The following is a 25453-nucleotide window of genomic DNA, read 5'->3' as shown; positions in this document are numbered from 1 at the left end:
GAAGTGCGGTGACGCGCCGGTCCGGGCCGTTCGGCCGACCGGATGCGGTCAGACGGTCTCGGGGAGCTCCTCGAGGCCCTCCGCGACGAGCTTCGCCAGGCGCTCCAGGGCCGCCTCGGCGCCCTCCGCCTCGGAAGCCAGCACGATCTCCTCGCCGCCCTGCGCGCCCAGGCCGAGCACCGCGAGCATGGAGGCGGCGTTGACCGGGTTGCCGTCGGCCTTGGCGATCGTCACGGGGACGCCGGAGGCCGTGGCGGCGCGGACGAAGATGGAAGCGGGGCGGGCGTGCAGGCCCTCGGCCCAGCCGACATTGACGCGGCGCTCAGCCATGGTGATGCCCTTCGAAATCTCTGACGGTTGTCTAGACCAGTCTCTCATGTCCTGCGGAGTGCTCGTGCCGACGTCGGTCCCGGATCCGGCGGCCCTTCGGCCCTGGCCGCCATCTCCACTTGCCCCCCACCTTGACCTGACCGCGGCGGCCCCGCGACCCGTAGGCTGCCGGTATGCAGGCTCCGCAGGAGAAGACGCAGGACCCCGCGTACCCGGCCCACTGGGAGGCCGACGTCGTGCTGCGCGACGGGGGGACGGCGCGGATCAGGCCCATCGCGGCCGACGACGCGGAGCGGCTCGTCTCGTTCTACGAGCAGGTGTCGGACGAGTCCAAGTACTACCGCTTCTTCGCGCCCTACCCCCGGCTGTCCGCGAAGGACGTGCACCGCTTCACCCATCACGACTACGTGGACCGGGTCGGGCTCGCGGCGACGGTGGGCGGCGAGTTCATCGCGACGGTCCGCTTCGACCGGATCAATGCGCAGGGCAGGCCCGCCTCGGCGCCGGCCGACGAGGCCGAGGTGGCGTTCCTGGTCCAGGACGCGCACCAGGGGCGCGGGGTCGCCTCCGCGCTGCTCGAACACATCGCGGAGGTCGCGCGCGAGCGGGGGATCCGGCGGTTCGCGGCGGAGGTGCTGCCCGCCAACAACAAGATGATCAAGGTGTTCACGGACGCGGGCTATCAGCAGAAGCGTTCCTTCGAGGACGGCTCGGTCCATCTCACGCTCGATCTGGAGCCGACCGCCGAGTCGCTGGCCGTGCAGCGGGCCCGCGAGCAGCGCGCGGAGGCACGCTCGGTGCAGCGGCTGCTGGCGCCCGGCTCGGTGGCCGTGATCGGGACCGGGCGCGCGCCGGGCGGCGTGGGCCGTACGGTGCTGCGCAATCTGCTGGGGGCGGAGTTCACGGGACGCGTGTACGCGGTCAACCGGGCGTTCCCGGAGGGCGGTTCCGAGGTCGACGGCGTCCGCGCCGTCCGCTCGCTCGGCGACATCTCGGAACAGGTCGACCTCGCGGTGGTGGCGGTTCCGGCCGAGCGGGTGCCGGAGGTGGTCGCGGAGTGCGGCGAGCACGGGGTGCAGGGTCTGGTGGTCCTGTCCGCCGGTTACGCCGAGAGCGGCGCGGCCGGGCGGGAGCGCCAGCGCGAACTGCTGCGGCAGGTGCGGTCGTACGGGATGCGGCTGATCGGGCCGAACGCGTTCGGCGTCATCAACACCGCGCCCGGGACCCGGTTGAACGCCTCGCTGGCGCCCGAGCCGCCGCAGCGGGGCCGGATCGGTCTGTTCACCCAGTCGGGCGCGATCGGGATCGCGCTCCTTTCGGGGCTGCACCGGCGGGGCGCGGGTCTGTCGACGTTCATCTCGTCGGGCAACCGGGCGGACGTCTCGGGCAACGACATCCTCCAGTACTGGTACGAGGACGGGGACACGGACGTGGTCCTGCTGTACCTCGAATCCATCGGCAACCCGCGGAAGTTCACGCGGCTCGCGCGGCGGACCGCGGCGGTGAAGCCGGTGGTCGCGGTGAAGGGGGCCCGCCACAGCGGCTCGACGCCGCCGGGGCACGCGGTTCCGGTGACGCGGGTCCCGGACGCGGCGGTGTCGGCGCTGCTGCGGCAGGCGGGGGTGATCCGGGTGGACACGGTGACCGAGCTGGTCGACGCGGGCGTCCTCCTGGCGGGGCAGCCGCTCCCGGCGGGCCCGCGCGTGGCCATCCTCGGCAACTCGGAGTCCCTCGGCCTCCTCACGTACGACGCCTGCCTCACGGAGGGCCTGCGCCCGCACCCACCCGTCGACCTCACGACGGCGGCCACGCCGGAGGACTTCCGCGACGCGCTGGCGCGGGCCCTGGCGGACGAGTTCTGCGACGCGGTGGTGGTCACGGCGATCCCCTGGGTAGGCGAGCCCGACTACCCCGACGAGGCCCTGGCCACAGCCCTCCACCAGGCCACGGCGACGGCCCCGGCGAAGCCGGTGGCAGTGGTCCACGTGGAACTGGGCGGCCTGGCGGAGGCCCTGGCGAGCGCGGCCAGCACGGGGCGACGCGGGGCGGCTGCGGGCCGTGGTTCCGCTGTGCCCACCCTCCCCCAAGCTCTCGGCTCCGCTCGAGCAGGGGGGACCCCCATCGCCCCAGCGGAACGAATGCCCACAGCGGAGGGGAGTGGTCAGGAGCAGCGGGCCGGGGCAGCCCCAGGGCACACCCCCGAGCGGGTTGCCGGGACGCCAGGCACCTCTGAAACCCCGGGGCACAGCCCGGCCGGTGCCGCGGGCACGGCTTCCACGGCGCAGCCCGAGCGGGGGGCCGGGGCCGCAGGCCCCGCCGGGGGGCCGGGGGCGGAGCCCCCGGGAGACTCCTCCCAGCTCAACCCACCCCCACCCCCGGAGGGTCTAGGGAAGGGGCGGGGTGGGGAAGGAACCCCCGGCCACCCCCGCCGCATCCCCGCCTACCCCGCCGCAGAACGCGCCGTACGCGCCCTCGCCGAAGCCGTTCGGTACGGGCAGTGGCGGCGGCAGGCCGCCGAGCAGGGGAAGGTGCCGGAGTACGACGACATCGACGAGGCCGGGGCCGCCGCCGACATCGAGCGGCTGCTCGGGGACGCGGACCCGAGGGGGACGACCCTCGGCGCCGCCGACGCGGAGGCGCTGCTCGGCCGGTACGGGATCCCGGTCCGACGGGCCCTGCCCGCGCCCCACCCGGACGCCGCCGTGGACGCCGCCGCCCGCCTCGGCTACCCCGTCGCCCTCAAGACCACCGCCCCCCACCTGCGCCACCGCCCCGACCTCGGCGGCGTCCGCCTCGACCTCGCCGACGAGGAGCAACTGCGGCGCTCGTACGCCGAGTTGACCCAGGCCCTGGGCAAGCCGGAGGAGCTGCTGCCGGTCGTCCAGGCGATGGCACCGCGCGGGGTCGACACCGTCGTACGCGCCGCCATCGACCCGGCCGTCGGCGCCGTGCTCTCCTTCGGCCTCGCCGGAGCCGCCTCCGAGCTGCTCGGCGACACCGGCCACCGGCTGGTCCCGGCCACCGACCGGGACGCCGCCGAGCTGGTCCGGTCGATCCGGACCGCGCCCCTCCTGTTCGGCTGGCGCGGCTCCGCACCCGTGGACACGGCCGCCCTGGAAGAGCTGCTGCTCCGGGTGTCGCGCCTGGTCGACGACCACCCGGAGGTCGTCGCCGTCTCCCTGGAGCCGGTCGTCGTCGCCCAGCACGGCCTCTCCGTACTCGGAGCGAGCCTGCGCCTCGCACCTCCGCCGCCCCGCTCCGACCTGGGGCCGAGGCGCCTGCCCAGCTACTGAAACGATCGGGCCCGAAGGCCCCGTAGGATGGAGCTCATGGCGAAGACCGGCACGATGACCCAGGGGCTGCGCGCGGCGATCGAGCGCAGCGGCTACTACCCGGCCCTTGTGGCCGAGGCGGTGGAGGCCGCCGTCGGTGGTGAGCCCATCGCGTCGTACCTGGTCCACCAGGAGACCACCTTCGACGCCAACGAGGTGCGCCGCCACGTGACGGTCCTGGTCCTGACGGGCAACCGTTTCATCGTCAGTCACACCGACGAGCAGAACGCCGACACCAGCTCTCCGACGCCGTACGCGACGACCTCCACCGAGTCCGTGAAGCTCGACCGGATCTCGTCCGTGGTCGTCAGCCGCGTGGTCGCCAACCCCGAGTCGTACACCCCGGGCACCCTGCCCCGCGAGGTCGTCCTGACCATCGGATGGGGCGCGGTCTCCCGCATCGACCTGGAGCCCGCCGCCTGCGGCGACCCCAACTGCGACGCCGACCACGGCTACACCGGCAACTCCACCGCCGACGACCTGAGCCTGCGCGTCAGCGAGGCCGGGGACGGTCCGGACACCGTGCGCCAGACCCTCGACTTCGCCCAGGCGCTCTCCGAAGCCACCGCGGCCACCGCCCGCTGATGGCCCAGCCCGCCTGGCAGGACCCGGAACCCCTCGCCCTCGACACCGCCCCCCTGCCCGAGTACGGCAGCGGCTCGCTCGCCGACCTGCTGCCCACCCTCGCGGCCGGCATGGGCGTGCCCGGCGTGGGCGCCGCCATCCCCGAGCTGACCCCGGCCGACCGGAACTGCGTGTTCCTGATCGACGGGCTCGGCTGGGAGCAGATCAAGGCCCACCCCGACGAGGCGCCCTATCTGCACGGGCTGCTCGCCACCTCACGCGGCGGCACCGGACGGCCGATCACCGCCGGGTTCCCCGCCACCACCGCCACCTCGCTCGCCTCCGTCGGCACCGGTCTGCCGCCCGCCGCGCACGGCCTGCCCGGCTACACCGCGCGCAACCCGGAGACCGGCGAGCTGATGAACCAGCTCCGCTGGAAGCCCTGGACCGACCCGCACGTCTGGCAGCCGTACCCCACGGTCTTCCAGCTGGCCGACGCGGCCGGCGTGCACACCGCCCAGGTCTCCTCGCCCACCTTCGAGCACACCCCGCTCACCAAGGTCGCGCTCAGTGGCGGAACGTTTCACGGCCGGCTGACCGGCGAGGACCGCATGGACCTGGCGGCCGCGCAACTGGCCGCCGGAGACCGCTCGCTGGTCTACACGTACTACAGCGAGGTCGACGGCAAGGGCCACCGCTTCGGCGTCGACTCGGACGCCTGGCGCGGCCAGCTGATGTACGTCGACCGGCTGGTCCAGCGCCTCGCCGAGCAGCTGCCGCCGCGCTCCGCGCTCTACGTCACCGCCGACCACGGCATGATCGACATCCCCTTCGACGAAGAGTCCCGCATCGACTTCGACGAGGACTGGGAGCTGCGCGCCGGAGTGGCCCTGCTCGGCGGCGAGGGCCGGGCCCGGCACGTGTACGCGGTCCCGGGCGCCGAGGCCGACGTCCTCACCGTCTGGCGCGAGGTGCTCGGCGAGCAGTTCTGGGTGGCGAGCCGCGACGAGGCGATAGCGGCGGGCTGGTTCGGGCAGCCGGGCGCCTGCGACGAGCGGGTGTACGGGCGGATCGGCGACGTCGTCGCGGCCGCGAGCGCCGACGTGGTGATCACCGCCTCGCAGAACGAGCCGCACGAGTCCGCGATGGTCGGCATGCACGGCTCGATGACCCCCGTCGAGCAGCTCGTGCCGCTCCTGGAAGTACGCTCGTAACCCTTCCGCACTTCCCCCCTTCTCCTCCTGTACGCGGACGTACGCGGACGCGTGCGCAGATCCGAAAGGCCGTCACCCTCCCATGCCCGAGCTGGTGTTCTTCTCCGGAACGATGGACTGCGGAAAGAGCACCCTCGCTCTTCAGATCGAGCACAACCGCTCCGCGCGCGGCCTCCAGGGCATGATCTTCACCCGGGACGACCGCGCGGGCGAGGGCAAGCTGTCCTCCCGGCTCGGCCTGGTGACGGACGCGGTCGAGGCCGCCGAGGGCTTCGACTTCTACGCGTACCTGGTCGCCCACCTCTCCAAGGGCGGCCGCTGCGACTACGTGATCGCCGACGAGGCGCAGTTCCTCGCGCCGGGCCAGATCGACCAGCTCGCCCGGGTCGTCGACGACCTCGACCTGGACGTCTTCGCCTTCGGCATCACCACCGACTTCCGCTCCAAGCTCTTCCCCGGCTCCCAGCGCCTGGTCGAGCTGGCCGACCGCGTCGAGGTCCTCCAGGTCGAGGCGCTCTGCTGGTGCGGGGCGCGGGCCACGCACAACGCGCGTACGCGGGGCGGGGAGATGGTGGTCGAGGGCGCGCAGGTCGTGGTCGGCGACGTGAACCAGTCCGAGGACGAGATCGGGTACGAGGTGCTGTGCCGGCGGCATCATCGGCGGCGGATGACGGCGGCGGTGGCGCGGGCGGCTGCTTTGTCGCCTGACGTGTTGCCGATCGACGCGTAGTCGCATCCGCGGGGGCCCGGATTTTGGCTGCGGGTCGGTGGGGGGCTGGGCGCGCCCACGCGGCGGAGCCGCAAAATGTCACAGCCCCGCGCCCCTTGCGGGGCGTGCCTCAGCCTGTTGACCGGACCACCGTGAACACCGCCCCCTCCGGGTCCGTCACCGTTGCTGTGCGGCCACTCGATCCCTCGTGCGGGGGCTTGAGGATCTGGCCGCCCAGTTCCGTCACCCGGGCCGCCGCCTCGTCCGTGTCCGCCACCTCGAAGTACGTCATCCAGTGCGCGCCCTTGTCGCGTGGCAGGGCGTTGCCGACGCCGTGCAGGGAGCAGACCGGGCGGCCTTCGATGTGCAGCGTCACGTAGTCGAAGTCGGCCGAGACCACCGCCTCCTTCTCGTAGCCGAACACCGTCCCGTAGAACTTGCCGACCGTGGACGTCTCGCGGGTCACCAGCTCGTTCCAGACGGGCGTGCCCGGCGCGCCCGCGACCATCGTGCCGACGTGCGCCTCGGCCTGCCAGGCGCCGAAGACCGCGCCCTCCGGGTCCGAGGCGATCACCAGGCGGCCCGCGTCGCCCGCGTCGAGCGGACCGACCCCGACCGTGCCGCCGCAGTGCCGGATCGTCTCGGCCGTCGCGTCGGCGTCGTCGGTGGCCAGATACGTCGTCCAGGCGATCGGCAGATGGCGGTCGGGCGGCAGCTGGCCGATGCCCGCGACCTCGGCGCCGTCGAGCAGCGCCCGCACATAGGGGCCGAGCGAGGCGGGCCCCGGCCGGAACTCCCAGCCGAACAGCGCCGCGTAGAACTCCTGGGTAGGAGCCAGGCCGTGCACCATGAGGCTCACCCAGCAGGGTGTGCCGGGCGTGCGCCGGGTCTCTGCCTGGGACATCGTGACTCTCTCCTCGGACCATCGCTGGGGGAACGCGCCCTGAAGAGGCGGGCGGCCGGGCCGCGCCGGCACCCACCCCCTCGCAGATGCTTGCACCACCGACGGCCAAGCGCGCCCCGGCCGCGCCGCTTTTGGCGCGTTCCCGCAGGAGCATGCCCGCTTTGGCATTTCTCATCCGTTTCGCGACCGTTACGCGGCGCCGCCCACTGCGCGAGGATGGCCCCATGAACGCCATCATCAGCGCATCCGAACTGGCGGACGAGCTGGCCGGGGCCCGCCCCCCGGTCCTCCTGGACGTCCGCTGGCAGCTCAGCCTGGCGAAGGCGGCCGGCGCCGCCGCCTTCGACGGCCGGGCCGAGTACGAGGCCGGGCACCTGCCCGGCGCGGTCTTCGTCGACCTCGACGCGGAGCTGGCGGGGCCGCCCGGCGCCGGCGGCCGCCACCCGCTGCCGGACGTGGCGGCGTTCGGCGCCGTGATGCGCCGCGCGGGCGTGTCGGCCGGGACGCCGGTGGTCGTCTACGACGGCGGCCAGGGCTGGGCGGCCGCACGTGCCTGGTGGCTGCTGCGCTGGACGGGTCACCAGGACGTCCGGGTCCTCGACGGCGGCCTCGCCACCTGGACCGGCGCCCTGTCCACCGACGTCCCGGCGCCCGCCGAGGGCGACTTCGCCCCGGAGCCCGGCGCGGTGGCCCTGCTCGACGCGGACGGGGCGGCCGCGCTGGCCCGCTCCGGACTGCTGCTCGACGCCCGGGCGGGGGAGCGGTACCGGGGCGAGGTCGAGCCCATCGACCGGGTCGGCGGCCACATCCCGGGCGCGGTCTCCGCCCCCACCACCGAGAACGTGGGCCCCGACGGGCGCTTCCTGGCTCCCGAGGTCCTCGCCGACCGCTTCAAGGCCCTGGGCGCCTCCGGCACCGAGGTCGGCGTCTACTGCGGCTCCGGGGTCTCCGGTGCCCACGAGGTGCTGGCGCTGGCGGTCGCGGGGATCCCGGCCGCGCTCTACGCCGGGTCCTGGTCGCAGTGGTCGTCGGACGAGTCCCGCCCGGTCGCGACGGGCCCGGACCCGCAGTAGCGCACGACGAGGGGCCCGCGCTCGGCGCGGGCCCCTCGGTTCGTATCGATGTTCCTCGCACCGATGCGCGGGGCATCGACGGACGAGGCGTCCTACTCCTGTTTCTTGCGCCGGGTTCCGAAGACGATCTCGTCCCAGCTCGGCACGGCCGCCCGGCGTCCGGGCCGGACGCCGTCCGCCTCGGCCTGGCGGTCCGTGGTGCCGGTGAGGCGGTCGCGGTGGCCGGTCACCGAGCGGGGCATCAGCACGTCCGCGTACGCCGCGCCGGCGCCCGCCGACGCCGCCGGAGCGGGCGGCTCCTCGACCTCGGGCTCCGCCTCGGGCTCGCTCGCCGGGGGCTCCGGCGGCGCGGCGGGCCGTTCGGGCACCACCATGTCGCCGCGGAAGCTCGGCACAGCCTCCAGGAGGCTGGTGAGCGAGTCGCTCTCGTCCGCCGCCGGTTCCGGCGCGGGCGCGGTGGGGCGCTCCAACTGGCGGTCCAGGGCGCGGTCCAGCGGCCGGTCCCGGGGCAGTCGGGCGATCCTCGGCACGAACGGGAAGCTCGGCTCGGGGGTGTCGTCGCTCTCGCCGATCAGCGAGCGGGCCTCGTCGTCGACGGCCTGGACGAGCCGGCGCGGCGGGTCGTAGGTCCAGCTCGCCGCGTGCGGCTCGGTGGCCACCCGGTACACGAGCAGGACTTCCCAGGTGCCGTCGTCGCGGCGCCAGGAGTCCCACTGGACGCTGTCCTTGTCGGCGCCGCGCAGCAGCAGCCGCTCCTGGACGGCCTCGCCGAGCTGGGGTCCGGTGTTCTCGCCGGGGCGCCGCACGGGCGTCTTGCGCGCCCGCTCGGCCATGAAGGCGCGCTCCGCGAGCACCGGGCCCTCGAAGCGCCGGACCCGGTCGACGGGGATCCCGGCGAGCTGGGCGACCTCCTCGGCCGAGGCACCCGCACGTATCCGTGCCTGGATGTCGCGAGGCCGGAGGTGGCTCTCGACCTCGATCTCGATCTGCCCGAGCCGGGCGCGGTCGTTGCGCACGGCGGCGCGCAGCCGCTCATCGATCGGAAGCGTGTACTCCGTGCTGTCCGCAGCCTTGAGCACCAGTCGTGTGCCGTCGTTGGAGACGGCCACGACACGCAGTTCGGGCATGGGGACCTCCCGGGTGGTGCCTGCCGACGTCACCTGCGTCGCTGCTTCCGCTAGTCGAGTGTGGCCTGCCCGGGTGCAGCCTGCCACAACCTTGCCGAGTTGCCCGGCGTGTCGGGCATGGGCCCTGGAACGCCGTTATGGCACGGTTACCTGTTCGCGACGCAGAGTGACCGAAGTGGTCGCTCTGGACAGCAGGCGTCCGTGCGGTGCCGCGGCGCCGCCGGTTCGAGTGCCGCTTTCGGCCCCCTCCCGCAGAGCCCGGAAACCCGAGAGGGAGACCAGGCCCAGGGCTCGCCACAGTACTCCATTCGGGCCACCTGGGTGGACCGCCGCGCCGCCGAAGTTCTCCTGGGGGGCGGGAGTTGGACGCCGTGCGCCCTGCGAATACGCACTTCATACGTGTCGTGCTTCACAGAATCGCCAGAAACGGAACTAATCGCTTCGCCCATAGGTCCCCTCTACGTACAAGCTCACGGAGAAGCGTGGAGAAGGGCGAACAGAGGCGGAAAATGGGTGACAAGCCGGATACCGGGACGAAGCAGGACGAGAGGCGACTCGACCTGAGCGTGCCCCAGGTCGCGGGCAGCGCGCTCGCGGCGATCGCGGCCGCCGTGCTCGCCTCCCAGCTCGGTGTCTACGGGACGATCGTCGGCGCCGGTGTGGTGAGCGTCGTGGCCACCTGCGGCGGCACGGTCTTCCAGCACCTGTTCCGGCGTACCGGGGAACAACTGCGCGACGCCACCGTCCAGTCGCTGCCCAAGGCGCGCCGCGACCCGGGCCTTCCGGCGTACGAGGACGCCCGCGAGGGCGAGTTCGGCGCGGCCACCGTCCACGGCACCCGGCTGCGGGGCTGGAAGCGGTCCGCGCTCGGCGCCGCCGTCGTCTTCGCGGTCGCGATGGGCGGCATCACCACCTACGAACTGGCGTCCGGCGCGGAGCTGAGCGGCGGCAAGGGCGGCACCACCTTCGGCTCGGTCGTGAGCGGCGGGGGCGGCGGCAAGTCGTCGCAGCGGGACTCGGAGAAGGGCTCGGAACCCGACCGACGCACCCCGCACACGCCGGGCACCGGCACCGACGGGGGCACGTCGTCCTCGCCGGACCCCGGGCAGGGGACCGGCGGAACGCCCGCCACCGGCGGCACCACCCCGACGCCCACCCCCACCCCCACGCCCTCGACCTCCACCGGCGGCACCCCGACCCCGCCGCCGTCGCCCCCGCCGTCCACCGGCTCGGGCGGTGCCACCCCCGACACCGGTCCGGCAACGGGGTCCGCGGCGACCCCGCCCGCGACCTAGTCAGTCCCCGAGCACCCGGCGCAGATACGCGTTGCCGAACAGCCGGTCCGGGTCGAGCCGGTCGCGCAGGGCCGTGAACTCGCCGAAGCGCGGATAGGCCTCGGCGAAGTACTCGGCGTCGCGGGTGTGCACCTTGCCCCAGTGCGGCCGGCCCGCGTGTGCGGTCATGATCCGCTCGACGGCGGTGAAGTACGCCTGGTACGGCGTGCCCTTGTACATGTGCACGGCGATGTACGCGGTGTCGCGCCCGGACGCCGTGGACAGCGCGATGTCGTCGGCCGGGGCGGTGCGCACCTCGACCGGGAAGCTCACCCGCAGGCCCGACCGGTCGACCAGCGCCCGCACTTCGCGCAGCGCCGCCACGACGGCCTCGCGCGGCACCGCGTACTCCATCTCCACGAACCGCACCCGACGCGGACTTGTGAAGACCTTGTACGGAATGTCGGTGTACGTACGGGCGGAGAGGGCGCGGCTGGAAACCTTGGCGATCGCGGGGATCGTCGCGGGGACGGCCCGGCCCAGCGAACAGACGACCTGGAAGAGGCCGTTGGACATGAACTCGTCCTCGATCCAGCCGCTCACCCGGCCGGGCGGGGCGGCGGGACCGGCGCTGCGGTTGTTGCGCTTGGTGTTGCAGTTGCCGGTGTGTGGGAACCAGTAGAACTCGAAGTGCTCGTTCTCCGCGTGCAGCGCGTCGAACTCCGAAGTGACCCTGTCGAAGGCCATCGGCTCCTCGCGCGCGGTGAGCAGGAACTCGGGCTCCACGGCGAAGGTGAGGGCCGAGACGACGCCGAGCGCTCCGAGCCCGATCCGGGCCGCCGCGAAGACCTCGGGGTTCTCCTCGGCCGAGCACTTCAGGAGCGAGCCGTCGGCGGTGATCAGCTCAAGGCCCGTGATCTGCGCGGCGATCGAGGCCGAGTCGCGGCCGGTGCCGTGGGTGCCGGTGGAGGTGGCCCCGGCGACCGTCTGCTCCATGATGTCGCCCATGTTGGTGAGCGAGAGGCCCTCGCGCGCGAGGACCGCGTTCAGCCGCTTCAGGGGCGTGCCCGCCTCGACGGTCACCGTCATGGCCGTACGGTCGATCTCCCGGATGCCGGTGAGCAGGTCCGGGCGTATGAGCACGCCGTCGGTGGCGGCGGCCGTGGTGAAGGAGTGGCCGGTGCCGACCGCCTTCACCTTCAGGCCGTCCTCGGCCGCCCGGCGCACGGCGTCGGCCAGTTCGGCCACCGAGGCGGGCGAGACCTCCCGCACCGGCCGGGCCGTCACGTTGCCCGCCCAGTTACGCCACGTGCTGCTGCTCGCTCCGCTCATCTGCTCCGAGCCCCTCCCGTTGCGGCGCCGGCCTGCGCAGCCGGCGGTACCCCAGGAACGCCACCGCGGCCGCGAGCGCTCCCGCCACGACGGGCACCAGGTACCCCGAGCGCGCGCCCGCCGCGTCCACCGCCCAGCCGGCGGCCGACGACCCGAGCGCCACACCGACCGCGAGCCCGGTACTGGTCCAGGTCATGCCCTCGGTGAGCTTGCTGCGCGGTACGTGCTGTTCGACGAGGGCCATGGTGGTCACCATCGTCGGTGCGATGGACAGGCCCGCGACAAAGAGCGCCACGGCCAGGAACGGCAGGCTCCCGGCCAGTTGGAGCGGGATCATACTCACCGCCATCGCACACACTCCCACCAGCCACCTCGTGGCCGGGGCGCCCTTGAGGCGCAGCAGCCCGAACACCGCTCCCGCGAGGCAGGAGCCCAGCGCGTAGACGGCGAGCACCAGGCTGGCCGCCGCCTTGTGGCCGCGCTCGTCCGCGAAGGCCACCGTGACCACGTCGACCGCGCCGAAGATCGCGCCGGTGGCGACGAAGGTGGCGACGAGGACCTGGAGGCCGGGGGAGCGCAGCGCGGAGCCGCCGGTGTGGTGCTCGCGCGGGTGCGGCACGGGCTCGGTGGCGCGCTGGGCGGTCAGCCAGAAGACGCCGACCACCAGGAACCCGGCCGCCATCAGCGGCCCGGCCTCGGCGAACCAGGCGGTGGAGAGCCCGATGGAGAGGATCGGCCCGACGATGAAGCAGAGCTCGTCGACGATCGACTCCCACGAGTACGCGGCGTGCAGGCTCTGCCCGTCGCCCCGGTAGAGCTCGGCCCAACGGGCCCGGACCATCGAGCCGACACTCGGCACACAGCCCGCGGCCGCCGAGAAGACGAACAGCGACCAGTCCGGGGCGCCCTGCTGGGCGCAGACGAGCAGCCCGGCCACGGCGGCCACCGCGGCGAGCGTGGCGGGGCGCAGGACCCGGCGCTGGCCGTGCCGGTCGACCAGGCGCGAGATGTACGGGCCGAGCACGGCGGCCGACATCGCGAGGGTCGCCGAGAGCGCCCCGGCCAGCCCGTAGCGGCCGGTGAGCTGGGAGACCATCGTGACGATGCCGATGCCCATCATGGACAGCGGCATCCGGCCGAGCAGCCCGGCCGCGGAGAACCGCTTGGTGCCGGGGGCGGCGAATATCGCGCGGTACGGACTGGGCATGGGCGCTCCGGCTTCCGGCTCAACCGTGGAGGTGAGGCTGAGTACTTAAGTTCTAAAGCTTACGGTGTTGAACTCTATGGTGGCGAGCGTCCGGGGCGCACAGGCTTTTCCGGGATTCCCGGTGGCCCGGTTGTCAGTGGCGGATGGCAGGATCGATGTCATGTCCGATCTGCGCGATCAAGCTCCTGGAGCGGCCGGCGACGCGGCTCCGTACGACGCCCTGCTGCTGCTCTCCTTCGGCGGCCCCGAGGGCCCCGACGACGTGGTCCCGTTCCTGGAGAACGTGACGCGCGGCCGGGGCATCCCCAAGGAGCGGCTCAAGGAGGTGGGGCAGCACTACTTCCTGTTCGGCGGGGTCAGCCCCATCAACGACCAGAACCGCGCCCTGCTGGACGCGCTGCGCGAGGACTTCGCGCAGAACAGCCTGGACCTCCCGGTCCACTGGGGCAACCGGAACTGGGCGCCGTACCTGACGGACACCCTGCGCGAGATGGCCCGGGCGGGCCACCGCCGCATCCTCGTGCTCACCACCAGCGCCTACGCGTCGTACTCGGGCTGCCGCCAGTACCGGGAGAACCTGGCGGACGCGCTGGCCGCCCTGGAGGCGGAGGGCGTCGAGCCGCCGCGGGTGGACAAGCTGCGGCACTACTTCAACCACCCCGGCTTCGTGCGCCCGATGATCGACGGCGTCCTCGCCTCGCTGGACGGGCTCCCCGAGGAGGTCCGCGCCGGCGCCCACCTCGCGTTCACCACGCACTCGATCCCGGACGCCTCGGCCGACACCTCGGGCCCGGCCGAGGAGCACGGCCGGGGCGGCGCCTATGTGCGCGAGCACCTGGACGTGGCCCGGCTGATCGCCGACGCGGTGCGCGAGGAGACCGGCGTCGAGCGGCCCTGGGAGCTCGTCTACCAGTCCCGCTCCGGCGCCCCGCACATCCCCTGGCTGGAGCCGGACATCTGCGACCACCTGGAGACCCTGCACGGCAAGGGCGTGCCCGCGGTCGTGATGGTGCCCATCGGCTTCGTCTCGGACCACATGGAGGTCCTGTACGACCTGGACACGGAGGCCACCGCCAAGGCCGCCGAGCTCGGTCTGCCGGCCGCGCGCTCGGCCACGGTCGGCGCGGACCCCCGGTTCGCCGCCGCCGTGCGCGAGCTCGTCCTGGAGCGGGCCGCCACCGAGCGCGGACAGCGCGTCGAGCGCTGCGCCCTGGGCGCGCTCGGCCCCTCGCACGACCTCTGCCCGGTCGGCTGCTGCCCGGCCCGCGCCCCCCGGCCCGCCGCGGCCGGCGCCGACAGCCCGTACGCGTAAGGAGCGACGATGACCGCGCACCACACCGACCAGGACGCCGACAACGCCGGGAGCGCCGAGAACAGGGAGCTGCTCAGGCTCGCCCTGGAGGCCGCCCGCCGGGCCGGGGCGCTGCTGCGGGACGGGCGCCCGGACGACCTGGGCGTCGCCGCCACCAAGACGAGCTCCATCGACGTCGTCACCGAGATGGACATCGCCGCCGAGAAGCTGATCACCGGCTTCCTCTCCGAGCACCGCCCCGCCGACGGCTTCCTCGGCGAGGAGGGCGCCTCCAGCGAGGGCACCAGCGGCGTCCGCTGGGTCATCGACCCGCTCGACGGCACCGTCAACTACCTGTACGGACTGCCCACTTGGGCCGTCTCCATCGCCGCCGAGCGCGACGGCGTGCGGGTCGCGGGCGTGGTCGAGGCCCCGATGCGCGGCGAGACGTACCACGCGGTGCTCGGCGGCGGCGCGTTCCTCGGCGAGCGGCGGCTGCGCTGCCGCCCGGCCGCCCCGCTGGAGCAGTCCCTGCTCGGCACCGGCTTCGCCTACGTCCAGTCGGTCCGCGCCCACCAGGCGTCCGTCGTCCAGCGGCTGATCCCGAAGTTCCGGGACATCCGGCGCGGCGGCTCGGCCGCGATCGACCTGTGCGACGTGGCGGCCGGGCGGCTCGACGCGTACTACGAGCGCGGGCTGAACCCCTGGGACCTGGCGGCGGGCGACCTCATCGCGCGCGAGGCGGGCGCCCTGACCGGCGGGCGCGCGGGCGACCCGCCCTCCCGGGAGCTGACGATCGCGGCGACCCCGGAGCTCTTCGGCCCGCTCCAGACGCTCCTGGAGGAGCACGGCGCCTGGCACGACTAGGGCCTGTCCCCGGACAGCGGAGACCCCCGGCACCGTCCCGCGGTGCCGGGGGTCTCCCGCGGCGCGTCAGTGTGCCGCGGCCGCCACCTCGACGCCGTGTTCGGCGGCGAGGCGATGGAGATCGTCGAGCTCGGCCTGCTCGACCTCCGCGAGGAAGTCGTCGCCGTTCTCGCGAGCCCGCGTGAGGTCCGTCTCCGTGGCTTTGATGCGCTGCAGCAGTCCTGCGGTGAATGCGTCCATGGTGCGCCCCCTCGTCGTGGGTCGGTGGCGGTGGCACGGGGGTGTGCCGACGGGGTCACGATCACGGGCAACCCGTATGTGGCATGCCACATACAGGGCGTGATCGCGGGTGTGCAGTCGTCCTCCCCCGGCCCGGTGTACGAGAAACCTCAACTCGCGCGGCAATCCCCGCAATTCCCGGACGATCCGGGAAGCCGCAGGTCGGGCGGCGGCCGGGCGGTGGCACCGTCTTACCGCCGGTTTATGGCCGTAAGGGGCAGGATGGAAGCACACAGTCACTGCTTCAGTGCCCACAGAACCGCCCGTACGGGCTCAGGAACGCCCGCGCGGGGCCCACAGGCGCCCACGGGGCACCACCGGCCCGTCAGGGCTCACAGGAAGGAAATGCGCCGTGCGCGTACTCGTCGTCGAGGACGAGCAGCTGCTCGCCGATGCGGTGGCCACCGGACTGCGCCGGGAGGCGATGGCCGTCGACGTCGTGTACGACGGCGCGGCCGCCCTGGAGCGCATCGGGGTCAATGACTACGACGTGGTCGTGCTCGACCGGGACCTCCCGCTGGTGCACGGCGACGACGTCTGCCGCAAGATCGTCGAGCTGGGGATGCCCACCCGGGTCCTGATGCTGACCGCCTCCGGCGACGTCAGCGACCGGGTGGAGGGCCTGGAGATCGGCGCCGACGACTATCTGCCCAAGCCGTTCGCCTTCAGCGAGCTGACCGCCCGGGTGCGGGCCCTGGGCCGGCGCACCACGGTGCCGCTGCCGCCCATCCTGGAGCGCGCGGGCATCAAGCTCGACCCCAACCGGCGCGAGATCTTCCGCGACGGCAGGGAGATCCAGCTGGCGCCGAAGGAGTTCGCGGTCCTGGAGGTGCTGATGCGCAGCGAGGGCGCGGTCGTCTCGGCCGAGCAGCTCCTGGAGAAGGCCTGGGACGAGAACACGGACCCGTTCACCAACGTGGTCCGCGTGACGGTCATGACGCTGCGCCGCAAGCTCGGCGAGCCGCCCGTCATCGTCACCGTGCCCGGCTCGGGATACCGGATCTGACCGCGATGGCCACGACCCCGGCGCCACCGGCGGCGCCACCGAAGCCCACCTGGGACCCCCGGGGGGCCGAGCCACCGTTCCCCTGGGTGCGCCCGACCATCCGCATAAGGCTGACCCTGCTCTACGGCGGCATGTTCATGATCGCGGGCATCCTGTTGCTCTCGATCATCTACCTGCTGGCGGCGACGGCCCTGCACTCGGGCAACGCCCCCTTCAAGATCCTCAGCGGGCAGAACGTGACGGTGTCCAGCGGCAGCTGCCAGGTCCCGGCCACGGGCAACGCCCAGGAGTTCAACGACGCGATCAGCCGGTGCATGGCCCAGCAGCGCCAGCACGCCCTGGACAGCCTGCTGACCCGCTCGCTGATGGCGCTGGTCGGCCTGAGCGTCATCGCCTTCGCCTTCGGCTACGCGATGGCGGGCCGCGTCCTGTCGCCGCTGGGCCGGATCACCCGCACCGCCCGCCGGGTGGCCGGGACCGACCTGACCCGGCGGATCGAGCTGGACGGCCCGGACGACGAGCTCAAGGAGCTCGCGGACACCTTCGACGACATGCTGGACCGCCTGGAGCGGGCCTTCACCGCCCAGCAGCGGTTCGTCGCCAACGCCTCGCACGAGCTGAGGACCCCGCTGGCGATCAACCGCACGCTCCTGGAGGTCCACCTCTCCGATCCCGGGGCACCCGTGGAGCTCCATCAGCTGGGCAAGACGCTGCTCGCCACCAACGAGCGCAGCGAGCAGCTGGTCGAGGGCCTGCTGCTGCTCGCCCGGAGCGAGAACGAGATCGTCGACCGCAAGCCGGTCGACCTGGCCGAGGTCGCCTCCCGCGCCATCGACCAGGCCCGCGGCGAGGCCCAGGCCAAGAGCGTGGAGATCCGCGGCGAGCGGGCGCTCGCGGTGGTCCAGGGCAACGGCGTGCTGCTCGAGCGGATCGCCCTGAACCTGGTGCAGAACGCCGTGCGCTACAACGTGCCGCAGGACGGCTGGGTCTCGGTGACCACCGAGCTCAAGGACGGCCACGCGGTCCTGGTGGTCTCGAACACGGGGCCGGTGGTTCCCGCGTACGAGATCGACAACCTCTTCGAGCCGTTCCGGCGGCTGCGGACCGAGCGGACCGGCAGCGACAAGGGCGTCGGCCTCGGCCTGTCCATCGCCCGATCCGTCGCGCGGGCCCACGGAGGCCGTATCATCGCGGAGCCTCGTGAGGGAGGCGGCCTCGTGATGCGTGTCACCCTGCCCGTCTGAGATGCTTTTCGATGCCGTCGAGAAGTTCGCTTTGAGCGGAATTTTCGGGACCTGTTCCGAAGATATCCGTGTGTGATCAATCACAGGGGCAAAATTCCGGCCATCTACTCTCCGTGATCAAGGCTTCCCCCGGAAAACCGGGAAAAGTCCGGGTTTCCGGGGGGTGAGATCACGGGAAGTACACGGGGTGACGCCCGTGAAGTGCGACATTCGGACCGTGTACGGTCCCGATCGCCATCCAAGACGATCACTCTTGAGGAGTGCGGCTGGGTGTCGATTGAGTAACAGACCTTGATGTGAGGCAAAATCTCCGCCTCGGGTCGGGCACAAGTCCGGCCTCTCACGCGTTACGTGCGCTGGAGACACCGCAACCACCCAGAGGGGGAGAGCGACATGGCAACGGACTACGACACCCCACGCAAGACCGATGACGACGTCGATTCCGACAGTCTTGAAGAACTGAAGGCCCGGCGGAACGACAAGTCCGCCTCGGCCGTCGACGTCGACGACTTCGAGGCCGCGGAGGGCATGGAACTGCCCGGCGCGGACCTTTCCAACGAGGAACTCGCCGTCCGGGTCCTGCCCAAGCAGGCCGACGAGTTCACCTGCATGAGCTGCTTCCTCGTGCACCACCGCAGCCAGCTGGCCCGGGAGAAGAACGGCCAGCCGATCTGCCGCGACTGCGACTGATCAGGCACGCCCGTGAAAGGCGGTGAAGGCGCCGAACCGCCCCGGAAGCGACCGTTCCGGCGAAAGGGTGCCTCGGGTACGCCCGAGGTGTCACAGGGCGGCACAGGCCCGGCAGAGGGCGTCCAGGCGCCCGCCGAGCCCTCCGCCCTCCCCGCGGTGAGCTCTGCCGCTCGTGCGCATGAGGACGAGCGGGGCCGGCCGGCCTCGCTCGAAGCAGTACTGGACGACCAGGCGGGGCCCGCGGCCGGGGCCCGACGCCTGGACGCCCTGCGCCGGGCCGCCGCCACCAAGGGCGTCCCCGCGCTCAAGAAGGGCGTCCGCTGGAGCGGCGCGAGTGCCAGGGCCGGAATCGGGCACCTCGCCGACCGCGTCATCGACATCGCCCCGCGCATTCCGGTCCGCGACCTGGCGACCCTGCGCGGGCAATTCCCGGGCCTGGGCCGGGAGGAAATCGCCGACAAACTGATCGCGGGCGCCGCGAACGCCACGTCCACGGTGGGCGCGGGCATCGGCGCCGCCGCGATGCTTCCCGTCCCGCCGGCCATGCCGGCCGAGCTGGCCGCCGAGATCACCGGCGTCGCCGCCATCGAACTGAAGCTCATCGCCGAGCTCCACGAGGTCTACGGGATGCGCCCGCCCGGCAATCTGAAAGAGCGCTCCATGGCGTATCTGACGTCCTGGACCGAGGAGCGCGGCGTCCAGGTGACCAGACCGGCGACCATCAATGCCGCGCTCGGCGGCCAGATGAAGCGCGAACTGCGCCAGCAGATCATGAAGCGCATGGTCCGCAATCTGCCGAACCTGACGCCGTTCATGGTCGGGGCGGCGGTGGGCGCGGTGATGAACCGGCGCGATACGAAGAAGGTCGCGGCGCATGTCCGCGACGATCTGCGCAAGCGGCAGGTGCCGTGGGACGCGCTGGCCTCGCTCCCGGCCCTGGAGCAGCCCGCCGATCCTCTGCGGCCCGGGGAGATCCCGAAGGAGCTCGGCCGTTAGGCCGTGGGCGCGGGGCTCTGCCCCGGACCCCGCTCCTCAGACGCCGGAGGGGCTGTCTTCGCCAGTGCCGCCTTGAGGGCCTGCGGGTCCCGCGTCGACAGATAGACGTACGGGGTCGGGTCCTGCGGGTCCGTGATCTCCACCCGCACCGCCGTCGGAATGTAGCTGCGCAGCAGCATGAACGCGCGCGGGTCGGCCTTGTGGAGGCGCCAGGCCCTGGCCTCCTCCGCGTCCAGCACCTCGGGCTCGCCGAGCGCGGTCACCGGGATCCGGGCGTCGCCCGCCACCAGCGTGCCCGCCACCACCCGGATCCGTACCGACCCGTACGAACTCACCACCACCGCGGCCGCGGCCGTCCCGCCGATCAGGCCCGCGAGCAGCGGCAGGCCGCCCAGCGGCAGCAGCATCAGCGCGCACGCCACCCCGACCAGGGCGGCGATCAGCCACCACGAGCGGGGGGTGGTGAGGCGTTCGGTGTACTGAGGGGCGTTCGGCTGCATGACAGCAAGCTTGGCACGGCGCGACCGGCGCCCGGGACCGCGGGTAAGGTCAGCGGCTGTGACTGCTAGATCTGCGTCCCTGACGCCCCCGGCCGACGCCAAGCCGCCGGTCCGGCACCCCGACGCGCCCGCCCCGGGCGAGCTGCTCGGCGCGCACTACGAGCACTGCTTCGGCTGCGGCGGCGGACAGCCCCACGGACTGCACCTGGAGGCGCGGGCCGGCGCGGGCGTGACCGTCACCGCCGAGTTCACCGTGCGCCCCGCGCACCAGGGCGCGCCCGGTCTCGCGCACGGCGGGGTGCTCGCCACCGCGCTCGACGAGACGCTCGGCTCGCTGAACTGGCTGCTGCAGACGATCGCGGTGACCGGCCGGCTGGAGACCGACTTCGTGCGGCCCGTGCCGGTGGACACCGTGCTGTTCCTGGAGGCCGAGGTCACCGCCGTCGACGGCCGGAAGATCTACTCCACGGCGACCGGGCGGATAGGCGGCCCCGGCGGGCCGGTGGCGGTCCGGGCCGACGCCCTCTTCATCGAGGTGAAGGTCGACCACTTCATCGAGAACGGCCGTCCGCAGGAGATCCAGGCCGTCATGTCCGACCCCGACCAGGTCAGGCGCGCCCGCGCCTTCGAGGTGAACCCGTGACCCGTAACCCCGTAGACGTCCTCATCCGCCGAGTCGACCCGGAAGTGCCGATTCCGGCGTACGGGCACCCCGGCGACGCGGGGGCCGACCTCGTCACCACCGAGGCCGCCGAGCTCGCTCCGGGGGAGCGGGCCGTCCTGCCGACCGGGGTGAGTATCGCCCTGCCCGACGGGTACGCGGCCTTCGTGCATCCGCGGTCCGGCCTGGCCGCACGCTGCGGTGTCGCCCTGGTGAATGCCCCGGGGACGGTGGATGCCGGGTACCGTGGGGAAATCAAGGTGATCGTGGTCAATCTCGACCCGCGCGAGACCGTGCGGTTCGAGCGATTCGACCGGATTGCCCAACTTGTCGTCCAGCAGGTCGAGAAGGTGCGCTTCCACGAGGTGGCGGAGCTTCCCGGCTCGGCGCGGGCCGAGGGGGGCTTCGGTTCCACCGGCGGCCATGCCGCCGTGGACGGCACTACGGGTGGGAATCGATACGCTTCGGTCGTATCCGACCGGGAAGGACAGTGACGTGTTCGGACGTCGCAAGAAGAGCGGATCCGCCGAAGACACGGCGGGCGAGGCCGAGCAGGTCGTCGACGGCATCGATGCCGAAGATACCGACTACGCCGATGACACCGCCGACACGGACGCGCCGCGCAGGGTGAACCTGCCGCCGGCGCCCCGGCCGGACGGTCCGTGGGACATCTCCGAGGTCTCCGAGGCCGGCGAGGGCCGGGTCGACCTGGGCGGCCTGTTCGTCCCCGGGGTCGAGGGCATGGAGCTGCGGGTCGAGGTCGCGGGCGACGCCATCGTCGCGGCGACCGTCGTGCTGCGCGACAGCGCCGTACAGCTGCAGGCCTTCGCGGCCCCCAAGAACGAGGGGATCTGGGGCGAGGTCCGCGAGGAGATCGCCTCCGGCATCACCCAGCAGGGCGGCATCATCGACGAGGTCGAGGGTCCGCTCGGCTGGGAGCTGCGGGCCCAGGTGCCCGTCCAGCTCCCGGACGGTACGAACGGGGTGCAGCTGGTCCGCTTCGTGGGCGTGGACGGGCCGCGCTGGTTCCTGCGCGGTGTGATCTCCGGCCAGGGCGCGGTGCAGCCGCAGGCCGCGGGGCTCCTCGAGCAGATCTTCCAGGACACGGTCGTGGTGCGCGGCGAGGGCCCGATGGCCCCGCGCGACCCGATCGTCCTGAAGCTGCCGGACGACGCGCAGATGATGCCCGACGGCGTCCAGCAGGAGGAGCAGGAGGGCTCGCGCTTCTCCGGCGGCATGGGCCAGCTCCAGCGCGGCCCGGAGATCACCGAGGTGCGCTGACCGTTTCCGGTCCTTCGGCGGGCCGTACCCCTTCGCGGGGTGCGGCCCGCCGGCGTTCGCGGGCATTGCCCGGACGGGTGCCTGCTGCACATACTGGCGCGGCCGGGAACAGACGTACGGGGGAGTGGGCATGAGCGAGAGCACCAGCGGGCGCGGCACGGCCGTCGCCGAGCAGCCGGGCACCGGGCCGATGGTCCGCGTCGAGGACCTGCGCCGTTCGTACGGCGAGGGCGCCGCCGCCGTCCACGCGCTGCGCGGGGTGTCCTTCGAGGTGCCGCGCGGCGAGCTCGTCGCCCTCAAGGGGCGCTCCGGATCGGGCAAGACGACGCTGCTCAACCTGGTCGGCGGGCTCGACCGGCCCGACGGCGGCCGGATCACCGTCGACTCCACCGACCTGGCGGACCTCGGCGAGGAGGGGCTGCTCGCGCTGCGCCGGGACCGGATCGGCTTCATCTTCCAGTCCTTCGGACTGATCCCGATCCTGTCGGCCGCCGAGAACGTCGGCGTCCCGATGCGGCTGCGCAAGGCCGACCCGCGCGAGCGCGACGCGCGCGTGGAGCTGCTGCTCGCCCTGGTCGGGCTCGGCGACCACGCCCAGCAGCGCCCCGGCGAGCTCTCCGGCGGCCAGCAGCAGCGGGTCGCCATCGCCCGCGCGCTCGCCAACCGGCCCGCGCTCCTGATCGCCGACGAGCCCACCGGCCAGCTGGACGCCGAGACCGGGCTCGCGGTCATGGAGCTGCTGCGGGCGGTCGTGCGCAGCGAGGGCGTCACCGCCCTGGTCGCCACCCACGACACCCAGCTGCTCGGGCTCGCGGACCGCGTCCTGGAGCTCAGCGACGGGCGGATCATCGACCACGGCTGACCGCCCCGGGCCCCACCCCTCGTATCAGAATCGCGTCAATACGGCAGCTCAGCCGCACCCCCGGTCCGATTTGCCGGAATCGGGGGCCGTAAGGTCGGCAGCGCGTAGACGGCAGTTCTCTGAAAGACAATGGGGCCATGGCACGCGGCAAGCTTCGGATATACCTCGGTTCGGCACCGGGCGTCGGCAAGACCTACGCGATGCTGTCCGAGGGCCACCGGCGCGTGGAGCGCGGCACCGACTGCGTGGTGGCGTTCGTGGAGCACCACGGGCGCCCGCGCACCGAGGTGATGCTGCACGGCCTGGAGCAGATCCAGCGGCGCACGATCGAGTACCGCGGCTCCACCTTCACCGAGATGGACGTCGACGCGGTCCTGGAGCGCCGGCCCGCCGTCGCCCTGGTGGACGAGCTCGCCCACACCAATGTGCCCGGCTCGCGCAACACCAAGCGCTGGCAGGACGTCGAGGAGCTGCTCCAGGCGGGCATCGACGTGGTGTCGACGGTCAACATCCAGCACCTGGAGTCGCTGGGCGACGTCGTCGAGTCGATAACCGGCGTGCGCCAGCGCGAGACGGTGCCCGACGAGGTGGTGCGGCGGGCCGACCAGATCGAGCTCGTCGACATGTCGCCCCAGGCGCTGCGCCGCCGGATGGCGCACGGCAACATCTACAAGTCCGACAAGGTCGACGCGGCCCTGTCCAACTACTTCCGCCCCGGCAATCTGACCGCGCTGCGCGAGCTCGCGCTCCTGTGGGTCGCGGACCGGGTCGACGAGTACCTCCAGCAGTACCGGGGCGAGCACAACATCCGCTCCACCTGGCAGGCCCGGGAGCGGATCGTCGTCGGGCTGACCGGCGGGCCCGAGGGCCGCACCCTGATCCGGCGCGCGGCCCGGATGGCCGCCAAGGGCTCCGGCAGCGAGATCCTCGCGGTGTACGTGGCCCGCAGCGACGGGCTGACCTCCGCCTCGCCCAAGGAACTGGCCGTCCAGCGCACCCTGGTCGAAGACCTCGGCGGAACGTTTCACCACGTCATAGGCGACGACGTGCCCGCCTCCCTCCTGGAGTTCGCCACGGGCGTCAACGCCACCCAGATCGTCCTCGGCTCCAGCCGCCGCAAGACCTGGCAGTACGTCTTCGGGCCGGGCGTCGGCGCCACCGTGGCCCGCGAGTCCGGGCCCGACCTGGACGTCCACATCGTCACCCACGAGGAGGTCGCCAAGGGGCGCGGCCTCCCGGTGGCGCGCGGCGCCCGGCTCGGGCGGGCCCGCAGCATCTGGGGCTGGCTCTCGGGCGTGGCGGGACCGGCACTGCTCACGCTGCTGCTGACCAACGTCGACGCGGACCTCGGGCTCGCCAACGACATGCTGCTCTTCCTGACGCTCACCGTCGCGGCCGCGCTGCTCGGCGGGCTCCTGCCGGCGCTCGCCTCCGCCGCGTTCGGCTCGTTCCTGCTGAACTACTACTTCACCCCGCCCGTCCACCAGATCACCATCGCGGACCCCAAGAACATCCTCGCCATCGCGATCTTCTTCCTGGTGGCGGTGTCGGTGGCCTCCGTGGTCGACCTCGCGGCCCGGCGCACCCACCAGGCGGCCCGGCTGCGCGCCGAGTCCGAGATCCTCTCGTTCCTGGCCGGCAGCGTGCTGCGCGGCGAGACCACGCTCGACGCGCTCCTGGAGCGGGTCCGCGAGACCTTCGCCATGGAGTCCGTCGCCCTCCTGGAGCGGGCGGGCGACGTCGAGCCGTGGACCTGCGCGGGCAGCGTCGGCCCGCACCCCGTGGCCCGCCCCGAGGACGCCGACGTCGACATGCCGGTCGGCGACCACATGGCGCTGGCGCTGAGCGGCCGGGTGCTGCCCGCCGAGGACAGGCGGGTGCTCGGCGCCTTCGCCGCCCAGGCCGCCGTGGTCCTGGACCGACAGCGCCTGGTCGACGAGGCCGAGGAGTCCCGCAAGCTCGCCGAGGGCAACCGCATCCGCACCGCCCTGCTCGCCGCCGTCAGCCACGACCTGCGCACCCCGCTGGCCGCCATCAAGGCCGCCGTCACCTCGCTGCGCTCCGACGACGTCGACTGGTCCGAGGACGACGAGGCCGAGCTCCTGGCGGGCATCGAGGACGGCGCCGACCGGCTCGACCACCTCGTCGGCAACCTGCTCGACATGTCCCGCCTCAACACCGGCACGGTCCGGCCGATCATCCGCGAGATCGACCTCGACGAGGTGGTCCCGATGGCGCTCGGCGGCGTCCCCGAGGACAGCGTCGAGCTGGACATCCCCGAGAGCCTGCCGATGGTCGCCGTCGACTCCGGACTCCTGGAGCGGGCCGTCGCCAACATCGTCGAGAACGCCGTCAAGTACAGCCCCGACGCCGCGCCCGTCCTGGTGGCCGCCAGCGCGCTCGGCGACCGCGTGGAGGTCCGGGTGGCCGACCGCGGCCCCGGCGTCCCCGACGACAGCAAGGAACGGATCTTCGAGCCCTTCCAGCGGTACGGTGACGCTCCGCGCGGCGCCGGAGTGGGACTGGGGCTCGCGGTCGCCCGGGGATTCGTCGAGTCGATGGGCGGCACCCTCACCGCCGAGGACACCCCCGGCGGCGGCATGACCATGGTGCTCACCCTCAGGGCGGTGCCCGGCCCCGGCCCGGTCGTCGCCGACCTCTCCGCCCAGGTCACCTCGTGACCCTCGGCCCACGGCAGAAAGCAGGATCC

The 25453-nt window shown here is 73.0% G+C and carries 24 protein-coding genes; 17 read left to right on the top strand and 7 right to left on the bottom strand.

Annotated features, from left to right (window positions below):
* Positions 1 to 48: 48 nt before the first annotated feature.
* A complete protein-coding gene (locus IE252_RS24015) occupies positions 49 to 330 on the bottom strand; it encodes an HPr family phosphocarrier protein (protein WP_067165150.1) in 282 nt (93 codons plus the stop codon).
* Positions 331 to 503: 173 nt separating this feature from the next.
* On the opposite strand from IE252_RS24015, the gene IE252_RS24010 reads away from it, so the two are divergent.
* From IE252_RS24010 to IE252_RS23995, 4 genes are all read left to right on the top strand, one after another.
* Positions 504 to 3623, top strand: coding sequence for a bifunctional acetate--CoA ligase family protein/GNAT family N-acetyltransferase (locus IE252_RS24010; protein ID WP_190091545.1), 3120 nt, complete (start codon positions 504 to 506; stop codon positions 3621 to 3623).
* A gap of 36 nt (positions 3624 to 3659) precedes the next feature.
* Entirely contained in the window at positions 3660 to 4247 is a 588-nt protein-coding gene (locus IE252_RS24005) for a DUF5998 family protein (RefSeq protein ID WP_067167157.1), read from the top strand.
* Positions 4247 to 5440 (top strand): alkaline phosphatase family protein, encoded by a 1194-nt coding sequence (locus tag IE252_RS24000; protein ID WP_190091544.1) that lies wholly within the window; start codon positions 4247 to 4249, stop codon positions 5438 to 5440. Before IE252_RS24005 ends, IE252_RS24000 begins: the two co-directional genes overlap by 1 nt.
* A gap of 82 nt (positions 5441 to 5522) precedes the next feature.
* Positions 5523 to 6170 (top strand): thymidine kinase, encoded by a 648-nt coding sequence (locus tag IE252_RS23995; RefSeq protein WP_190091543.1) that lies wholly within the window; start codon positions 5523 to 5525, stop codon positions 6168 to 6170.
* 109 nt (positions 6171 to 6279) lie between these two features.
* Here the strand turns inward: IE252_RS23995 and IE252_RS23990 are convergent, their stop codons facing one another.
* Complete coding sequence (locus IE252_RS23990; RefSeq protein WP_190091542.1) at positions 6280 to 7053, bottom strand: VOC family protein; 774 nt, start codon at positions 7051 to 7053, stop codon at positions 6280 to 6282.
* A 224-nt stretch (positions 7054 to 7277) separates the two neighbouring features.
* Here IE252_RS23990 and IE252_RS23985 point away from each other — a divergent pair, with 224 nt between their 5' ends.
* Positions 7278 to 8126, top strand: coding sequence for a sulfurtransferase (locus IE252_RS23985; protein ID WP_190091541.1), 849 nt, complete (start codon positions 7278 to 7280; stop codon positions 8124 to 8126).
* A gap of 92 nt (positions 8127 to 8218) precedes the next feature.
* Here the strand turns inward: IE252_RS23985 and sepH are convergent, their stop codons facing one another.
* A complete protein-coding gene (gene sepH / locus IE252_RS23980) occupies positions 8219 to 9253 on the bottom strand; it encodes a septation protein SepH (protein WP_190091540.1) in 1035 nt (344 codons plus the stop codon).
* Positions 9254 to 9762: 509 nt separating this feature from the next.
* Here sepH and IE252_RS23975 point away from each other — a divergent pair.
* Positions 9763 to 10548, top strand: coding sequence for a hypothetical protein (locus tag IE252_RS23975; protein ID WP_229848761.1), 786 nt, complete (start codon positions 9763 to 9765; stop codon positions 10546 to 10548).
* On the opposite strand, the gene IE252_RS23970 is transcribed toward IE252_RS23975, so the two are convergent.
* Together IE252_RS23970 and IE252_RS23965 are read right to left on the bottom strand one after the other, a co-directional pair.
* On the bottom strand, positions 10549 to 11859 hold the full coding sequence (locus IE252_RS23970; protein WP_190091539.1) for a D-arabinono-1,4-lactone oxidase: 1311 nt from the start codon (positions 11857 to 11859) through the stop codon (positions 10549 to 10551).
* A complete protein-coding gene (locus IE252_RS23965) occupies positions 11828 to 13066 on the bottom strand; it encodes an MFS transporter (RefSeq protein ID WP_190091538.1) in 1239 nt (412 codons plus the stop codon). Before IE252_RS23965 ends, IE252_RS23970 begins: the two co-directional genes overlap by 32 nt.
* 160 nt (positions 13067 to 13226) lie before the next feature.
* Between IE252_RS23965 and IE252_RS23960 the strand changes: the two genes are divergently transcribed.
* Both IE252_RS23960 and IE252_RS23955 read left to right on the top strand, forming a co-directional pair.
* A complete protein-coding gene (locus tag IE252_RS23960) occupies positions 13227 to 14378 on the top strand; it encodes a ferrochelatase (protein WP_190091537.1) in 1152 nt (383 codons plus the stop codon).
* Positions 14379 to 14387: 9 nt separating this feature from the next.
* A complete protein-coding gene (locus IE252_RS23955) occupies positions 14388 to 15224 on the top strand; it encodes an inositol monophosphatase family protein (RefSeq protein ID WP_190091536.1) in 837 nt (278 codons plus the stop codon).
* Positions 15225 to 15290: 66 nt separating this feature from the next.
* Here IE252_RS23955 and IE252_RS23950 read toward each other — a convergent pair whose 3' ends face one another.
* The gene (locus IE252_RS23950; protein ID WP_190091535.1) at positions 15291 to 15464 is read right to left on the bottom strand and encodes a hypothetical protein; all 174 of its coding nucleotides are present in this window, start codon (positions 15462 to 15464) and stop codon (positions 15291 to 15293) included.
* Positions 15465 to 15855: 391 nt separating this feature from the next.
* Between IE252_RS23950 and IE252_RS23945 the strand changes: the two genes are divergently transcribed.
* The 4 genes from IE252_RS23945 to IE252_RS23930 all read left to right on the top strand — a co-directional run bounded on the left by IE252_RS23945 (position 15856) and on the right by IE252_RS23930 (position 19439).
* A complete protein-coding gene (locus tag IE252_RS23945) occupies positions 15856 to 16509 on the top strand; it encodes a response regulator transcription factor (protein ID WP_190091534.1) in 654 nt (217 codons plus the stop codon).
* A 5-nt stretch (positions 16510 to 16514) separates the two neighbouring features.
* Positions 16515 to 17753: a sensor histidine kinase gene (locus IE252_RS23940; protein WP_190091533.1), complete on the top strand. Its 1239-nt coding sequence runs from the start codon at positions 16515 to 16517 to the stop codon at positions 17751 to 17753.
* Positions 17754 to 18146: 393 nt separating this feature from the next.
* Positions 18147 to 18443, top strand: a complete 297-nt coding sequence (locus tag IE252_RS23935) for a DUF4193 domain-containing protein (protein ID WP_067165176.1) — start codon at positions 18147 to 18149, stop codon at positions 18441 to 18443.
* A gap of 12 nt (positions 18444 to 18455) precedes the next feature.
* Positions 18456 to 19439 carry a hypothetical protein gene (locus tag IE252_RS23930; protein WP_190091532.1) on the top strand — a complete coding sequence of 328 codons (984 nt, stop codon included), beginning with the start codon at positions 18456 to 18458 and terminating at the stop codon, positions 19437 to 19439.
* On the opposite strand, the gene IE252_RS23925 is transcribed toward IE252_RS23930, so the two are convergent.
* Positions 19436 to 19939, bottom strand: a complete 504-nt coding sequence (locus tag IE252_RS23925; RefSeq protein ID WP_190091531.1) for a DUF3093 domain-containing protein — start codon at positions 19937 to 19939, stop codon at positions 19436 to 19438. The two genes, IE252_RS23930 and IE252_RS23925, sit on opposite strands and share 4 nt — an antisense overlap.
* A 58-nt stretch (positions 19940 to 19997) precedes the next feature.
* Between IE252_RS23925 and IE252_RS23920 the strand changes: the two genes are divergently transcribed.
* From IE252_RS23920 to IE252_RS23900, 5 genes are all read left to right on the top strand, one after another.
* Positions 19998 to 20582: a PaaI family thioesterase gene (locus tag IE252_RS23920; RefSeq protein ID WP_190091530.1), complete on the top strand. Its 585-nt coding sequence runs from the start codon at positions 19998 to 20000 to the stop codon at positions 20580 to 20582.
* Positions 20579 to 21094 carry a dUTP diphosphatase gene (gene dut / locus IE252_RS23915; protein ID WP_190091529.1) on the top strand — a complete coding sequence of 172 codons (516 nt, stop codon included), beginning with the start codon at positions 20579 to 20581 and terminating at the stop codon, positions 21092 to 21094. The genes IE252_RS23920 and dut overlap by 4 nt, the downstream gene beginning before the upstream one ends.
* Position 21095: 1 nt before the next feature.
* Complete coding sequence (locus tag IE252_RS23910; RefSeq protein WP_190091528.1) at positions 21096 to 21881, top strand: DUF3710 domain-containing protein; 786 nt, start codon at positions 21096 to 21098, stop codon at positions 21879 to 21881.
* A 130-nt stretch (positions 21882 to 22011) separates the two neighbouring features.
* Positions 22012 to 22743: an ABC transporter ATP-binding protein gene (locus tag IE252_RS23905; protein ID WP_190091527.1), complete on the top strand. Its 732-nt coding sequence runs from the start codon at positions 22012 to 22014 to the stop codon at positions 22741 to 22743.
* A 137-nt stretch (positions 22744 to 22880) separates the two neighbouring features.
* Positions 22881 to 25424 carry an ATP-binding protein gene (locus tag IE252_RS23900; RefSeq protein WP_190091526.1) on the top strand — a complete coding sequence of 848 codons (2544 nt, stop codon included), beginning with the start codon at positions 22881 to 22883 and terminating at the stop codon, positions 25422 to 25424.
* Positions 25425 to 25453: the final 29 nt, after the last annotated feature.

Source organism: Streptomyces melanogenes (assembly GCF_014649795.1).
In the GTDB taxonomy this organism is placed as follows: domain Bacteria; phylum Actinomycetota; class Actinomycetes; order Streptomycetales; family Streptomycetaceae; genus Streptomyces; species Streptomyces noboritoensis.
This window is presented reverse-complemented; position numbering and strand designations above follow the sequence as displayed.